This window comes from Winogradskyella marincola (genome assembly GCF_029624125.1).
Classification (GTDB): domain Bacteria; phylum Bacteroidota; class Bacteroidia; order Flavobacteriales; family Flavobacteriaceae; genus Winogradskyella; species Winogradskyella marincola.
In genome coordinates this window covers 90,277-106,068 of record NZ_JARSBN010000005.1, presented here as the reverse complement: position 1 = coordinate 106,068, position 15,792 = coordinate 90,277, and the positions used below count along the sequence as shown (strand labels likewise).

General features: G+C 34.0%; 12 protein-coding genes. 3 read left to right on the top strand and 9 right to left on the bottom strand.

Annotation, left to right across the window (positions count from 1 at the left end; translation table 11 throughout):
• Positions 1–2 precede the first annotated feature (2 nt).
• Positions 3–878: a rhomboid family intramembrane serine protease gene (locus P7122_RS10425; protein ID WP_278005740.1), complete on the top strand. Its 876-nt coding sequence runs from the start codon at positions 3–5 to the stop codon at positions 876–878.
• Positions 879–903: 25 nt separating this feature from the next.
• Complete coding sequence (locus tag P7122_RS10420) at positions 904–1,935, top strand: endonuclease/exonuclease/phosphatase family protein (RefSeq protein ID WP_278005739.1); 1,032 nt, start codon at positions 904–906, stop codon at positions 1,933–1,935.
• Here the strand turns inward: P7122_RS10420 and P7122_RS10415 are convergent.
• The 8 genes from P7122_RS10415 to P7122_RS10380 all read right to left on the bottom strand — a co-directional run bounded on the left by P7122_RS10415 (position 1,924) and on the right by P7122_RS10380 (position 10,480).
• A complete protein-coding gene (locus P7122_RS10415) occupies positions 1,924–2,232 on the bottom strand; it encodes a DUF6122 family protein (protein ID WP_278005738.1) in 309 nt (102 codons plus the stop codon). The genes P7122_RS10420 and P7122_RS10415 overlap by 12 nt on opposite strands.
• Positions 2,226–2,846 (bottom strand): WbqC family protein, encoded by a 621-nt coding sequence (locus tag P7122_RS10410; protein WP_278005737.1) that lies wholly within the window; start codon positions 2,844–2,846, stop codon positions 2,226–2,228. The genes P7122_RS10415 and P7122_RS10410 overlap by 7 nt, the downstream gene beginning before the upstream one ends.
• Before the next feature lie 12 nt (positions 2,847–2,858).
• Complete coding sequence (gene lepB, locus P7122_RS10405; RefSeq protein ID WP_278005736.1) at positions 2,859–4,478, bottom strand: signal peptidase I; 1,620 nt, start codon at positions 4,476–4,478, stop codon at positions 2,859–2,861.
• Positions 4,479–4,539: 61 nt separating this feature from the next.
• Positions 4,540–5,241 carry a 4-hydroxy-tetrahydrodipicolinate reductase gene (gene dapB / locus P7122_RS10400; protein WP_278005735.1) on the bottom strand — a complete coding sequence of 234 codons (702 nt, stop codon included), beginning with the start codon at positions 5,239–5,241 and terminating at the stop codon, positions 4,540–4,542.
• Entirely contained in the window at positions 5,241–5,846 is a 606-nt protein-coding gene (locus tag P7122_RS10395) for a DUF5683 domain-containing protein (RefSeq protein WP_278005734.1), read from the bottom strand. The genes dapB and P7122_RS10395 overlap by 1 nt, the downstream gene beginning before the upstream one ends.
• The gene (locus P7122_RS10390; protein ID WP_278005733.1) at positions 5,836–6,741 is read right to left on the bottom strand and encodes a ParB/RepB/Spo0J family partition protein; all 906 of its coding nucleotides are present in this window, start codon (positions 6,739–6,741) and stop codon (positions 5,836–5,838) included. The genes P7122_RS10395 and P7122_RS10390 overlap by 11 nt, the downstream gene beginning before the upstream one ends.
• Positions 6,741–7,508 (bottom strand): ParA family protein, encoded by a 768-nt coding sequence (locus P7122_RS10385; RefSeq protein ID WP_278005732.1) that lies wholly within the window; start codon positions 7,506–7,508, stop codon positions 6,741–6,743. The genes P7122_RS10390 and P7122_RS10385 overlap by 1 nt, the downstream gene beginning before the upstream one ends.
• A 137-nt stretch (positions 7,509–7,645) precedes the next feature.
• Complete coding sequence (locus tag P7122_RS10380; RefSeq protein ID WP_278005731.1) at positions 7,646–10,480, bottom strand: M16 family metallopeptidase; 2,835 nt, start codon at positions 10,478–10,480, stop codon at positions 7,646–7,648.
• 233 nt (positions 10,481–10,713) lie between these two features.
• On the opposite strand from P7122_RS10380, the gene P7122_RS10375 reads away from it, so the two are divergent.
• Complete coding sequence (locus tag P7122_RS10375) at positions 10,714–13,476, top strand: M16 family metallopeptidase (protein WP_278005730.1); 2,763 nt, start codon at positions 10,714–10,716, stop codon at positions 13,474–13,476.
• Between the two features lie 71 nt (positions 13,477–13,547).
• Here the strand turns inward: P7122_RS10375 and scpA are convergent, their stop codons facing one another.
• The gene (gene scpA / locus P7122_RS10370) at positions 13,548–15,665 is read right to left on the bottom strand and encodes a methylmalonyl-CoA mutase (protein WP_278005729.1); all 2,118 of its coding nucleotides are present in this window, start codon (positions 15,663–15,665) and stop codon (positions 13,548–13,550) included.
• Positions 15,666–15,792 lie beyond the last annotated feature (127 nt).

Genomic DNA, 15,792 nt, shown 5'->3' with positions numbered 1-15,792 from the left:
GAATGGCAATTATTGAAGATTTAAAATACCGTTACAAGAATCTCGATGTTTTTGGTAAAATAATAGCCATTAACGTTGTTATATTTATAGTAGATGCGATAATAACAAATCTATTAAAACTAGATATTGTAACTTATTTTAAGCTGCCTTCAATTTTCGGAAAGTTTATTATACAGCCTTGGTCTTTAATTTCTTATGGATTTCTTCATAATGATTTTTTCCATCTGCTGTTTAACATGTTGTTTTTGTTTTATCTATCTAGAGCAGCATCTAATTTATTTAGAACCAAGATGGTTTTAAATATTTATTTGTTAGGTATCATAGCAGGTGGTTTAGCATATTTGGCTGTCTTTAATTTAATTCATTTCGATTTTTTTGGACCTAAAAACAGTATTATGGTTGGTGCATCTGCAGGTGTTAGCGCATTGCTGATGTTTATAGCCATATACATGCCTAAGTCTGAAATTAGATTATTCAATACCTTTAATGTAAAATGGATTCATATTGCTGTTTTCTTTGTAATTATGGATGTTTTTAGATTAATGTCTGGTGTTAATCAAGGCGGCTATGTAGCGCATATTGGAGGTTATGTTTTGGGTTACGTTTACGCAAGTCAATTGGTAAAAGGAAAAGATATAGGTAAAGGTTTTGAGCGCTTAATGGACTCTGTAGCTAGCTGGTTTAAGCCAAAATCTAATTTAAAAACTGTGCATAGAACATCAAAAAAGAAGTCTTATGCAGGTAAAACCAGAGAGGAGTTTCATACGTATAACGATCAAAAGAAAATAGATCTTATTTTAGATAAGATAAGCAAAAGTGGTTACGAAAGTCTAACAGCAGAAGAAAAAGCATTTTTATTCAAAGCTGGAAAAAAATAAAGACTACTGCTTAAGACTAATGAATATGAAAAAATTAAAATTCTTTAGTAAGCTTGTATTTATTGCCAATTCGTTGGCTGCATTTTTATTGCTCATTTCTTATTTGTTGCCTTACGTACCACCAAAGAGTTTTGCTATTTTATCTGTACTTAGTTTGGGAGTACCACTTTTAATTTCAATAAACATTGTATTTTTTGTCTACTGGTTGCTTCAGGTAAAAAAGCAGATGTTATTGTCGCTTGTGGTTCTGCTTCTAGGATGGAATTATTTAGGGTCGTTATATAAATTTTCATCTTCAAAAAAAGTTGATGAACCCAATAATCTTTCTATAATGTCTTTTAATGTAAGGTTGTTTAATAAATATAATTGGAAGCCTAATAAAACAACTAAGGAAGATATCATTGACTTTATACACAGAGAATCTCCCGATGTTTTATGTATACAAGAGTACTCAAGAGGTAAGCCTATAAAGTTAAATGGGTATGATGATTTTAATGGTCGTTACGTAAAAAATGTAAAAGGAGGACATGCCATTTTTTCTAAACTGCCTATTATCAATTCAGGATCTTTAGAGTTTGAAGACACAAATAATAATGCCGTTTTTGTAGATGTCGTAAAAGGAAACGATACCATTAGAGTGTACAATGTGCATTTGCAATCTGCAAAAATTAATACACAGATAGATTATATTAATAGCCAATACTCAAGAGAAGTATTTCTAAAACGTGTAAAATGGGCTTTTCAAAAGCAACAATCTCAAGTAGAAAAGTTTTTAGAACATAAATCTAAATGCTCATATAAAACCATTGTAGCTGGTGATTTTAATAATACTGCATTTTCATATAGCTATAAGAAGATTTTGGGTGATGATTTGGTAGATACTTTTGAAAAAGCAGGCAATGGCTTTGGTAAATCGTTTGATATTAAATTCTTTCCGTTAAGAATTGATTTTATTTTAGCAGATAAACGTTTTAAAGTGAATGGATTTAAGACGTATAATGATATTAGTCTTTCGGACCATTATCCTATAAAAGCTACTTTAAACTTAAATAAATAAGCAATCTACACTATCTGATACAATGTGGGCAAGCAATCCTAATGCAAACACACGTGTTGGTTTTTTCCAAAGTAAAAAAAAGTAAACGGTAATAGCATAATAGCTATGAAGCGGATGAAAGTTTATACTACATCTGTTAGAATCAAAAATAGGATTGGCCAATAAATGGTCTAGATCTATTATAAAAGCAGCAAGCATAATGCAGTACATTTTTAGCCACTGCTTTCTGTAGAATATTAATGCAATTACTAAAGGAAGACCAAAATGCAAACCATAGTGAATGGTAAATTTTAGCATAACTCTGTACTTTGGCGTGTAAGATATAACTCCGCGCTAGGGCCTTCGTTAAAAAGTAAATCTAAAACACTTAAATTAGAAATAAACCCATGCTTTTCTGTAAAAACCTGTGTGTAGTGTTCTAGGTTATTGGCTTCATAATTTCGTTTTACCAAAGGTCTAAAATCACTTTTATTTAAAGGTTTTTTTTCAAAAAATACGCTTTTAGTTGCGTTTAATTCTAACTGAAGACCATCTGTTAGAATCTCAAAACACTTCAAATTTAAATCTAATATGTAGTCAAATTTAGTTTCAAAAAGCGGCATTAAATCATCAATGTAAAACTCAAAAAAAGGAGACATGCTGTAAGCTGATTGCAAAGATTTTAGATGTTGTAATTGCCAATTATCTTCATTAGCAATTTTTACATCTTTATACAATTGTCTGTTTTTCTGAGAATAGCTTACAGGAACAGTTAAAGCTAATTTACCATTAGCACCATAGATTTCTGCCCGATTTCTGTAGGACTGTTTTTGGTAATTGTCACATACCTCAAAACAAACGCCTCCAGATTTAAGCATAGCTACAAAATGGGCTATGTTTGGGAAATACGTAGGATATATAAGGGCATCCATCAAAATAGGATTTTAAGCAGCAGAAGCTTTCTTCTTTTTACGCCATTTGTTGAAGCCATAAATTCCTATAAGAACTACTAAGAAAGGAATTAAATACGATGTACGTTCGCCAGAGCCACTCACAGTTGTAAATATTCTGTCCCAACGGAATTTCCAGTTTTTAAGTCCATCGTTAATGCCATCTATGCTCATCCAAATGAAGACAGGCTTTCCAAAAATATGATCATAGGGTACAAATCCCCAATATCTACTGTCAATAGAATTGTTTCTATTATCACCCATCATCCAGTAGTAATCTTGTTTAAAAGTATAAGAGGTTACTTGTTTATCATTAATAAATATATCATTGCCTCTTGTAACTACTTCGTTACCTTCATATTCACCAATTGCACGCTTATATAAGCCTATGTTTGTTTTATTTAACTGTACAGTTGCTCCAGCTTTAGGAATCCACAATGGGCCAAAGTGGTCTGTATTCCAGTCATTGTGATAATTATCTCTAGGAAAAACATTACCAGCAATACCTTTTTCTTGAGTAACACGTTCTACACTGGCTACATTAGGTTGTACTCTAAGTTTTTTAACAGCTTCATCAGAAGCGGCTGCTAGATAAAATGTACCATTAGGATTAATTCTAAACCCATCGTCAATATCAGCTTTGTCTAGCATGTTATAAAACATACGTTCTTCGCTTGCTGAACTTATAGGCTTTTTTAGAGTTAATAAGTAAGAAAATTGTAAATGCGATCTTGATGGTAGTACATTTTGTTTGCCATTAATAAATACATAGCCATCTCTTATTTCTAAAGTGTCTCCAGGTGTTGCAACACAACGCTTTACCAGATTTGTCTTTTTATCAATTGGCTTGTAGTAGTTACGGTCTGGTGTAAAAACATTCATGTCCAACAGTGTATCTGCTGGTTGATTAAAAACAACAATATCGTTACGCTCTACATCTTCAAAACCAGGTAATCTAAAATAAGGTAACTGTAATTTGTTTTTCCAAGAGGTATCTTTTTCATCAAATTTATCACTAAATAAGTAAGATTTGGTACCTAACTTTGGAATTGTGTCGTGTACCATAGGTGCAGCTACAGTTGTCATTGGACCTCTGGCTCCATAATGTATCTTGCTCACAATAAGAAAATCACCAACTAACAACGATTTTTCTAAAGAAGACGAAGGAATAACAAACGGTTGAAAAAAGTATGTATGTACAATGGTTGCTGCTACAATAGCAAATAGAACAGACGTAATCCACTCACCAGTTGAAGTTTTTGGCTTTAGTTGTCTGTTTTCAATGTATTTAACGTCTTCAACATAATTTAAATAATACAGATAAAACCCAAGAGTTACAATACAAATCAAGGCATCTAATTTACTGTCTTTACCAAATGCTCTTGCTGTCTCAACCCAAGCAGCCGGAATCATAATAAGATTTACAATTGGTAAGAACATAAGAATAACCCACCACCAAGGACGCGAAATAATCTTCATTAAGATTACTGCGTTATAAACAGGTACAAATGCTTCCCAAGCTTGTCTTCCAGCTTTAACATAAAGTTTCCATGTGCCTAATCCATGTATAATTTGTAATATCAGTAAAAAAATAAACCACTCTGTCCAAGTCATGATGTTATGTTTAGTCTAGTCGGTTGAAAAATATTTTATTTTGTTTCAAATGATTGGTAAATTAACCAATGTTTAACACATCTTTCATACTGAAGATGCCTTTTTTATCTTTTATCCACTCTGCTGCAATTACAGCACCTAAAGCAAATCCTTGTCTACTATGTGCTGTGTGCTTTATACTTATAGAGTCTATTTCAGAATTATAAGTTATTTCGTGAGTGCCAGGAACTTCTGGTATGCGTTTAGCTTCAATGCGAATTTCATTAGACTTAGGGTTGTCTAATGTCCAGCTTTTATATTCTGTGTTTTCAATAATACCTTCAGCTAAGGTTATGGCTGTTCCACTTGGTGCATCTAGCTTTTGGGTATGATGAATTTCTTCAATCTCTGTATTATAGCCTTCTACTTTAGCCATTAGGCGACTCAACTGTTTGTTAATTTCAAAAAAGATGTTGACACCCAAACTAAAATTTGATGCGTATAAAAATGTACCATTATTAGATTTACAGTACTCTATAACGTCGTTATAATGCTCTAGCCAGCCTGTAGTACCAGATATAACAGGAACACCAGCATCTATAGCACTTTTTATGTTACTTACAGCTGTTGAAGGGATACTAAAATCTATAGCAACATCTGTTTTAGAAAAATCGAAAGATTTAGTAGAACTTGTTGCTTTTAAAGAGATGTTATGGTTGCGGTCTAAAGCAATAGCTTCAATACTTTTTCCCATTCTTCCATAACCGAGTAAAGCTATATTCATTAGAATTTAAAGTTAAGAGTTAAGCCTAAATCGCCTGAGTTTTCCATTTGGTTGTATTGGTAATGCGGACTGAAACTTAAATTTTCATCTACATTAAACTGAAGCAAGTGCGCATCTACATTGGCATCGATGATATTAAGAGCATATAAGCCTAAAGTAACCAATAATGAGACTTCTTTATTTCTTCTAAATTGCTGTTGGGCTCTCACCAATCCTTCATTAGAAATAAGTGGATTACCGTTAGCATCAGAAAATTCATCGTCTGTAAAACCTGCTAAACGTCTCTTGTAGGCATTGCGGTAACGATCGTACTGTTTGTCGTTTCTTAGGTAGAAATAAACACCAGTGCCAATAGCTCCCCAAACAATAGGGATTTTCCAGTATTTTTTGTTGTAAAATTGTCCTGCACCTGGTAAAATAGCAGAATAGAAGGCTGCTTTAGAAGGTCTTAATGGATCAATTTCTTTCTTTTCTATAAGCGCATTGTCTATTAAAACGGTTTCTTTATCTAAGCCAATGCTGGTACTGTCATTTTCTACTTGAGCAGATGAAAATGAGAGAGAAAAAATGCACAGAATGCCAAAGAAAATTTGTTTATTTAGCACGCTGTACTAGTTTTTTAATTCTATTGAAATCTTCTTCAGAATGAAAAGGTATTGTAATTCTACCACTACCATTTTTGCCAAGTTTCACATCAATTTTATGACCAAAATAATCTGAAAAATCTTTAATTCCTTTTTTTACATATTTAGGAACTTCTGTAGGTGCTTTGTCTTGCTGAGCTTCCTCTTCTTGGTTGCTAAGGTTTTTTACTAATTGTTCTGTTGCACGCACAGACAGTTTATTGCTTATTATTTTTTCATAAACTTCAAGCTGATCAACAGGATTTTCTATGTTGACCATAGCTCTACCATGACCCATAGAAATAAATCCATCTCGCATTCCGGTTTGGATAATTGGATCTAGTTTTAATAAACGCAAGTAATTGGCTATAGTAGAACGTTTTTTACCCACGCGCTCACTCATTTGCTCTTGAGTAAGGTTAATTTCATCAATTAAGCGTTGGTAGGATAACGCAATTTCTATTGGGTCTAAATCTTGCCTCTGAATATTTTCAACCAGTGCCATCTCAAGAGATTCCTGGTCATTGGCAATTCTTATATATGCAGGAATTGTTTCTAAACCAATAAGCTTGGATGCTCTAAAACGACGCTCACCAGAAACTAGCTGATAGTTGTTAAATGCTAATTTTCTAACCGTAATAGGTTGAATAACACCTAGCTCTCTAATAGAAGAAGCTAATTCTCTAAGCGATTCTTCATTAAAGTTAGTCCTAGGCTGAAAAGGGTTAACCTCAATACTGTCTATATCAAGCTCTACAATATTACCTACAACTTTGTCTGCATTTTTATCTTCTGCAGATTTTATATCATTTTCAGGATCTTTAAGTAGCGCAGAAAGTCCACGACCTAAAGCCTGTTTTTTAGTTGCTTTCGCCATTACAATTCATTTTTCTTTATTAGCTCTTTAGCTAAATTTAAATAATTAACAGCACCTTTACTGCTTACATCATAGTTAATAATGCTTTCGCCATAACTAGGCGCTTCACCTAGTCTTACATTTCGCTGTATAATAGTTTCAAACACCATATCGCTAAAGTGTTTTTGTACTTCTTCTACAACCTGATTAGATAAACGCAAACGCGAATCGAACATTGTAAGTAGCATACCTTCAATATCTAACGCTTGGTTGTGTATTTTTTGTACACTTTTAATAGTATTTAACAGTTTTCCTAAACCTTCAAGAGCAAAATACTCGCATTGAATAGGTATAATGACAGAGTCTGAGGCAGTTAAAGCATTCAGAGTTAATAATCCTAATGAAGGCGCGCAATCTATTAAGATGTAGTCGTACTCAGATTTTAATTCTGAAATTGCTTTTTTAAGCATATACTCACGTTCATCCTTGTCTACAAGTTCTATCTCAATAGCCACAAGGTCTATATGTGCAGGAATAACATCTACATTAGGTGCATTAGAAGCCATAATTGCTTCCTTTGCTGTTTTTGTATGTTCTAAAACCTGATACGACCCAAGTTCTACAGTATCAACATCGATACCTAATCCAGAACTGGCATTAGCTTGAGGATCTGCATCTATAAGTAGGACTTTCTTCTCTAAAGCACCTAAAGAAGCTGCTAAATTTACTGAGGTTGTCGTTTTTCCGACACCACCTTTTTGGTTAGCAATTGCAATGATTTTACCCATTAATTGATTTGGTTTATTAAGGGTTTAAAAATACAATTTATTATGGGTTTTGAAAATTGAAGTTGTTAACATTAGGAAAAATAAAAAGCTGCTTGAAAATAGAATCAAGCAGCTTTTTGTTTTTTGGTGCCAAACTGCTATTTCTCTGGCATAAGTATGGCTTTTACATAACCATCTGTTAGATATTTTTTGGCTACATCTTGTACGTTTTGTGTTGTTATAGCATTTATATTTTCTTCAAAATTTAAAATGCTATCCAAGTCGCTCTTGTTGTAGTCTGCATTTTTTATTTGAGACAACCAAAATCTGTTTTGTTGTAAATCTTCTTTTCTTGAGAGTAGCATGGCTTTTTTTACTTTGTCTAAGTCAGCTTCAGTTGGGCCTTCTTTAATAATTTTTTCAAGTTCGGCAATAGAAGCGTCTGCTAGTTTTTCAGCGTTGTCTGGTCCACAAGGAAACGAAATACTAAAGTTGTAACTACCATAAGGTATTTTGTTTATGGATCCTCTTGCACCAGCACCATAGACACCTCCTTCTTCCTCTCTAAGTTTTTCAATTAACTTGATGCTTAAGATCTCTCCCAAGGCATTCATTGCATTAGCTTCATCCTTATTGTATTCGGTTTCTCCAGAAAATGATAAACGAACTTGACTTTTAGGTTCGGTTCCTTTGTTGTAATTAAATTCATGTGATCCAGTTTTTGGTCTAAAATCAAAGACTTTATACATTTCTCTTTCTTCGCTACTAGGAAGCGAAGCAATGTATGTTTCTGCATATTCTGCTAGTTTATCATCATCAACGTTTCCTACAAAGTAAAAGTGAAAATCACCTGCATTAGCAAATCGTTCCTTGTATTTTTCGTAAGCTAAATCGTAGTTAGCATTGTCTAGAGCTTCTTCGTCTGGAAAACCTGTGTATCTTGGGTTTCCTTCGTTTAAATACTCACTTAATGCTATAGAAAATGAAATACTTGGATTAGAAAGAATATTGCCTAAAAAGGCTTTTTGTTTAGAGATATAAGATGCAAAAGCTTCAGGATCTTTGTCTAGTTTAGTAAAGTACAAATGAATCATTTGAAACATCATTTCCAAATCTTTAGGTGAGGCAGAACCTCTAAATCCTTCAGAATTTCCACCTATAAAAGGGCTTACTCTAACAATTTTTCCAGATGTTAATTTTGCCATTTCATTTTTGTCAACACCATCAATTCCAGCTTCAAATACACCTCTGTTAGCGCTAGAAGTTTCTTTTAATTCTTCATTAGAATATAACGATGTACCACCATAACTAAAGGCTTCCATTAAAATTTCATCGTTTTTAAAGTCGGTTTTTTTGTAAGTTACTTTTGCGCCATTACTAAGAACAAATGTTTTGGTTTCATTAAGCTTACCTTCGTTATTTGTGGTTTGCTGTACAATGCTACCTTTTTTAGGTTTTACAGGCATTAATTCTTCACGAACAGCTTCATCTTCATAATCTTCAATATCTGCGTTTTCTACTTTGTTGAGTAGATCAATAACTTCTTGTTCTGTTACTTTTTTAAGACCATCTTTTTTAGGACCTGTTAAAATGACCAACCTATTATCGTCATGTAAAAAATCAGTAATTAGGCTGTTAACTTCTTTGAGTTGAATGCTTGGTAGTTGTTTTTGAGCAAATTCGAAAGTCCACTCAATACCAGGAATTGGATTTTCTCTTAAAAAATGCTGAACATAAGCATTTACAATTCTGTTAGATTCTCTTTTGTCTTTGTCATTGAATTGACGTTCTAATCTGGCTAAATAATCTTTTTTTGCACGCTCTAGTTCTGATGCTTTAAAGCCATAACGTTTTACACGTTCGTTTTCTTCAAGAAGCACTTTTAAAGCTTCTAGTTGTCCTGTTTCATTTGTTTGAGCAAAGGATTGGTATGCATCTTTGTTTCCAATGATACGTCCATTGTAAGAAAACCCGAAAATAAAAGGAGGATTAGGTTTGTTGCTAAATTCGGCAAGTCTATTATTTATCATCTGATCAAAAAGACCTTCAACCATATTATCTCTATAATCTTTTATAGTTTTTGTTTTTTTAGTGTTGCCTTGGTCTTTATAATAGATTGAAACCTGACTTCCTGTGGCTTCTTCGTCCCACTCAATAGCAACGAGAGTTTCTTTGTGGTTTTCAGAATAATATTCGTCACGTTTCTTTTCGTTTTTAGGATTAGTGAGTCCACTAAAGTTATCTTTTATCTTTTGCTCTAGAGTTTCTACATCCAAATCTCCAACAGCAATAACAGCCATTAGGTTAGGTCTGTACCAATCTTTTTGAAAGTTTCTAATGCTTTCGTATTTAAAATTTTCTAGATTATCTAAAGTTCCAATAGGCAGACGTTCTGCATAGCGCGATTTGTACGCAATTTTGTCTAAATATTTAGATTGCATTCTGGTAGAGGCACCCAAACGTGTTCTGTATTCTTCAATAACAACACCACGTTCATCATCGATATCTTCTTCGGTTAATAAAGCATTACCTGCCCAATCTTGAAGGATTTCAAACCCTTTGTCTAATTTTTCGGGATCATCGCTCGGTATAGGTAAGATATATACTGTCTCGTCAAAACTAGTGTAGGCGTTTAAGTCTGCACCAAACTCTACACCAATACCTTGTAGGTAATCCACTAATTCGTTTTTCTTAAAATGTTTTGTGCCATTAAAATTCATGTGTTCCATAAAATGCGCAAGACCCAATTGGTCTTTAGTTTCTAGTATGGATCCAGCCTTAATAGCTAAGCGTAGTTCTACTTTGTCTTCTGGTTTACCATTGTTTTGAATATAGTAGGTAAGACCATTAGACAGCTTGCCTATTTTTACTTCAGAAGTAATTGGCAGAGTAGTGGATGGTTCTGCGGTTTTTGATTGTGAGTTACCAACATAAGCCGTTAGTAAAAAGCATGCAAAAAGAGTGTTGAGCACTCTGGGAAGTGTTCTTTTCATTGATTGATGGTTTAAAGATTAATAGTTTAAATTATAAGAAATTTCTTGTAATTTAATTATAATAACTTGATATGGAAAGATTTATTATTCTTTTAACTAATTTTTTAGTTCAAAATCTGTTTTCAGATTCTTTCATGATTGTATTTAAACACAAAAAGAATAAATGAAATAATTTAACAATATTTTAAATCTTAATTTTTAAATTTAACAGAACCATTAAATTAATCAAAAACATGAAAACTAATTTCCGCACTGCGTTTGTGCTGGCATTTGCTTTACTATTTTCTATAATAGCAGAGGCACAGACAAAGCAGACAGCCTCAGTAGAAGGTATTACAGAGTACAAATTAGACAACGGACTTAAAGTCTTGTTGTTTCCAGACAATTCCTCACAAACCATTACAGTTAATATTACCTATAAAGTTGGGTCTAGGCACGAAGGTTATGGAGAAAAGGGTATGGCTCATTTGTTAGAGCATTTAGTATTTAAAGGCACACCTAATCATCCAGACATTCCAAAAGAATTAACATCGCATGGAGCACGACCAAATGGTACTACCTGGTACGATCGTACAAATTATTTTGAAACTTTTAATGCTACAGATGAGAACTTAGATTGGGCTTTAGACTTAGAAGCTGATCGTATGGTAAACTCTTACATTGCAAAGAAAGATTTAGATTCCGAATTTTCAGTAGTAAGAAATGAGTTTGAATCTGGTGAAAATTCACCAACAAGTGTACTGATGCAAAAGGTAATTAGCTCTGCATTTTTATGGCATAATTATGGTCAGTCTACCATTGGTAACAAGTCTGATATAGAGCGTGTTCCGATTGAAAACTTAAAAGCATTCTACAAAAAATATTACAGACCAGATAATGCTGTATTAATGGTTACAGGAAAGTTTGATACAGACAAAACACTTGCTTTAATTGAAAAGAAGTTTGGTAGTATTAAAAACCCTGAGATATCGTTAAATGATGTACCAACTATAGAGCCACCACAAGATGGCGAAAAAAGAGTAGAATTAAGTAGAGTGGGAGATTTACAATTGGTTTCTGCATTGTATCACACACCAGCAGGTTCTCATGTAGACTATGCACCTTTAGCACTAGTAGAAAATATTCTTACAGATCAGCCTTCGGGTCGTTTGTATAAGGCTTTGGTAGAGAGTAATAAAGCATCTTCAATATGGAGCTTTTCTCCTTTTACTAAAGAACCAGGTTTTATGTACTTTAATGTCGATGTGCCTTCGGATAAATCATTAGCTGAGGCTGAGACTACTTTGCTAGAAATGTTTGACGGATTGCGTGAAAACCCAATTACAGAAGAAGAGCTAAAACGTGCAAAAGCAAATCTTGGAAAACAGATGGATCAAATGCTTCGTAATTCTTCGTACTTAGGAACTTATACAAGTGAATTTATAGGTGCTGGAGACTGGAGATTAATGTTTATCCACAGAGATCGTGTCGAGGCTGCAACATTAGAACAGGTTAATGAAGTTTTAAGTAATTACTTTATAAAAACAAACCGAACCGTTGGGAATTTTATACCAACAAAGCAACCTATGCGTATTGATATTCCACATACCGAAGGTTTAAATGAGTTGGTAACCAATTACAAAGGAAAAGAAGCTCTAAGTACAGGTGAGGCTTTTGATGTGTCTTATGCTAATATTCAAGATCGTTTAGAATCTGGTACAATAGGAAAAACAGGTATTGAGTATGGCTTCATAAAAAAAGATAATAGAGGAGAAACTGTAAATGTCAATTTTACCTTTAGAAATGGTAGTGTCAATGATTTAATGAACAAAGGAAGTGTAGCAAGTTATACTGCCAGAATGCTTAACAAAGGTACTAAAACCAAATCTAGACAAGATATTGAAGATAAACTGAGTGAGCTTAAATCTAGTGTGTACTTTAGTGGAGGTAATGGTAGAACTTATGCGTATGTAACATCTACCAAAGAGCATCTTATGGAAACTTTAGATTTAATGACAGAGATGTTAAAAACACCAGCATTTAGCCAAGAGGAATTAGATAAATTAAAAACTCAGGATATTGCAAATATCGAACGTAATAAAACAGAACCACAATACTTAGTGCAAAAACGTTTGGGTGAAATTAATCAAACATATCCTAAAGGGCATCCGTTGTACAACATGTCTATGGAAGAAGAATTGGCAGCTATTAATGATGTGTCAATAGAAGCAATGCAAGCCTATTATGATGATTTCTACGGAATTTCAAACAACGCAACGTTAGTAGCCATTGGTAATATTGATGAAGCAAAATTGAAAAGTTATTTTGAAAAGGAATACGCAGATTTTAAATCTGATTTACCATATTCTGAAATTAAAGACCCTTACACAGCTAATAATCCTGCTAACGAACAAATAAAAACTCCTGACAAAAAGAATGCCTTCACTTTAGGATTCTTAAACTTTGAGTGTAGCCAATATGATGACGATTATGCAGCATTACAAGTAGCTGGATCTGTGTTTGGTGGTGGTTTCTTAAACTCTCGTATAGCAACTAGGTTACGTCAACAAGATGGTGTAAGCTATGGCGCAGGAGGTGGAGTTAATGTAGATGGAGATAAGGATGATAAAAATTCTGGAATGTATATCTACGCTATCTACGCGCCAGAAAACGAAGCTAAAGTTCAAAAAGGATTTGAAGAAGAAATTGCACGTTTTATAAAAGACGGAATTACACAACAAGAGTTAGACGATGCAGTTGCGGGTTGGGTACAAGCGCAAAGTGTATCTAGAGCAAAAGACAATGAGTTAGCAGGTACTATTAACAATAATCTTTATTATGAAAGAGATATGACTTTTCATGAAAATATTGAAAAGAAGGTAAAAAGCTTAACCGTTGAAGATGTAAATAAAGCGATTAAGACTTATTTTAAAGAAATGAAAGAATGGTCTGTTGTTAATGGAGGTGATTTTAAAGAATTTGAAATTAAAGACACCAAAGAAAAAGTTGATGATTAATAAGAGTGAATTATAAATAAAAAAGCCCTTCATTTTGAAGGGCTTTTTTTATGAGGTTAAAAATTGAAAAACTAATCAATCAAAATTTCCAAAATCTGAATGGCAGCATCACTGATTTTGGTGCCTGGTCCAAAGACTGCAACTGCACCAGCATCGAATAAATATTGGTAATCTTGTTTTGGGATAACACCACCAACAATAACCATAATATCTTCTCTGCCATAGTTTTTAAGTTCTTCAATAACTTGTGGCACCAGAGTTTTGTGTCCTGCAGCTAAAGAAGATACGCCTAAAATATGCACATCATTTTCAACCGCTTGCTTAGCAGCCTCTTTAGGTGTTTGAAATAATGGGCCAATATCCACATCAAAACCAACGTCAGCGTAACCAGTAGCTACAACTTTAGCACCTCTGTCATGACCATCTTGTCCCATTTTTGCAATCATTATACGTGGTCTACGACCATCCTGTTCTGCAAACAGGTCTGCTAATTCTCTGGCTTTTTTAAAGCTTTCGTCGTCTTTTATTTCTTTGCTATACACTCCGCTAAATGATTTTATTTGTGCTTTGTAACGTCCAAATTCAGCTTCAAGAGCGTCACTAATTTCACCAAGTGTGGCGCGTTTTCTTGCTGCATCTACTGCTAAAGCTAATAAATTTTCTTCACCAGATTTTGCAGCAGCTGTTAATTTTGCTAAAGCATCTTTAACTGCTTTGGTGTCTCTTGTACTTTTTATATTATTAAGGCGCTCTATTTGTTGGTTTCTAACCGTTTGGTTGTCTACTTCTAAAATGTGAAGCGGATCTTCTTCCTTAAGTTGGTATTTATTCACACCAACAATAATATCTTGTCCAGAATCAATACGTGCTTGCTTACGTGCAGCAGCTTCTTCAATGCGTAATTTCGGAATTCCGGCTTCAATAGCTTTTGTCATTCCGCCTAATTCTTCAACTTCTTCAATAAGTTTCCAGGCTTTTTCAGAAATTTCGTTAGTTAAACTTTCAACATAATAACTACCAGCCCAAGGATCTACAGTTTTGGTAATATGTGTTTCTTCTTGAAGATATATCTGTGTGTTACGTGCAATACGTGCCGAAAAATCTGTTGGTAAGGCAATCGCTTCATCTAGTGCGTTGGTGTGCAAACTTTGTGTGCCTCCAAAAGCAGCAGCAGCAGCTTCAATACATGTTCTGGCAACATTGTTAAAAGGATCTTGCTCAGTTAAACTCCAACCAGACGTTTGGCTATGCGTTCTTAAAGCTAAAGATTTTTGGTTCTTAGGGTTGAATTGTTTCACGAGTTTTGCCCAAAGCATACGTGCAGCTCTCATTTTGGCAATTTCCATAAAGTGATTCATGCCAATTGCCCAAAAGAACGATAAACGCGGAGCAAACGTATCGATATCCATACCTGCACCTAAGCCTTTTCTTATGTATTCTAAACCATCAGCTAGAGTATATGCTAACTCAATATCGCAGGTTGCACCAGCTTCTTGCATGTGGTAACCCGAAATACTAATGCTGTTAAAACGTGGCATATTCTGGCTAGTGTATTCAAAAATATCTGAAATGATTTTCATCGATGGAGTAGGTGGATAAATGTAAGTGTTACGCACCATAAACTCTTTTAGAATATCATTTTGAATTGTACCTGCTAATAATTCTGGTTTTACACCTTGCTCTTCTGCAGCCACAATATAAAATGCCATGATTGGTAATACAGCACCATTCATGGTCATAGAAACCGACATTTTATCTAATGGAATTTGATCGAAGAGGATTTTCATGTCTTCAACCGAATCTATGGCTACACCAGCTTTACCAACATCGCCAACAACACGTTCGTGGTCTGAGTCGTAACCTCTGTGTGTAGCTAAATCGAAAGCAACCGAAAGTCCTTTTTGTCCTGCAGCTAAATTTCTTCTGTAAAACGCGTTACTTTCTTCTGCGGTAGAAAAACCTGCATACTGTCTAATAGTCCAAGGTCTACGAACATACATGGTAGAGTATGGGCCACGAAGGTTAGGAGCAATGCCAGCTACAAAATCTAAGTGTTCTAAATCTTTTAGATCTTCTTTTGAATAATTAGATTTTACTTTAATGTCTTCAGCGGTAATAAAATGGCTGTTAGCATTTGGCTCTTGGCACTTGCTTTTTAGTTCTATATGTTGAAGGTTTTTGCGACTCATGGTTTACCTTTTATTCTTTCTTTTCGATTTTGATGATATCTTCAATTCTAATTTTTTTACCATTGATTGAAATCATCTTTTTATCTATTATTTTTAATATTCCCTTATATTTTTTGTGTATTGTGTG

Coding starts and splice junctions, on each gene's coding strand:
- P7122_RS10390 (WP_278005733.1), bottom strand. CDS start 6,741: ATGGCGAAAGCAACTAAAAAACAGGCTTTAGGTCGTGGACTTTCTGCG.
- scpA (WP_278005729.1), bottom strand. CDS start 15,665: ATGAGTCGCAAAAACCTTCAACATATAGAACTAAAAAGCAAGTGCCAA.
- P7122_RS10425 (WP_278005740.1), top strand. CDS start 3: ATGGCAATTATTGAAGATTTAAAATACCGTTACAAGAATCTCGATGTT.
- P7122_RS10420 (WP_278005739.1), top strand. CDS start 904: ATGAAAAAATTAAAATTCTTTAGTAAGCTTGTATTTATTGCCAATTCG.
- P7122_RS10415 (WP_278005738.1), bottom strand. CDS start 2,232: ATGCTAAAATTTACCATTCACTATGGTTTGCATTTTGGTCTTCCTTTA.
- lepB (WP_278005736.1), bottom strand. CDS start 4,478: ATGACTTGGACAGAGTGGTTTATTTTTTTACTGATATTACAAATTATA.
- dapB (WP_278005735.1), bottom strand. CDS start 5,241: ATGAATATAGCTTTACTCGGTTATGGAAGAATGGGAAAAAGTATTGAA.
- P7122_RS10410 (WP_278005737.1), bottom strand. CDS start 2,846: ATGGATGCCCTTATATATCCTACGTATTTCCCAAACATAGCCCATTTT.
- P7122_RS10375 (WP_278005730.1), top strand. CDS start 10,714: ATGAAAACTAATTTCCGCACTGCGTTTGTGCTGGCATTTGCTTTACTA.
- P7122_RS10385 (WP_278005732.1), bottom strand. CDS start 7,508: ATGGGTAAAATCATTGCAATTGCTAACCAAAAAGGTGGTGTCGGAAAA.
- P7122_RS10380 (WP_278005731.1), bottom strand. CDS start 10,480: ATGAAAAGAACACTTCCCAGAGTGCTCAACACTCTTTTTGCATGCTTT.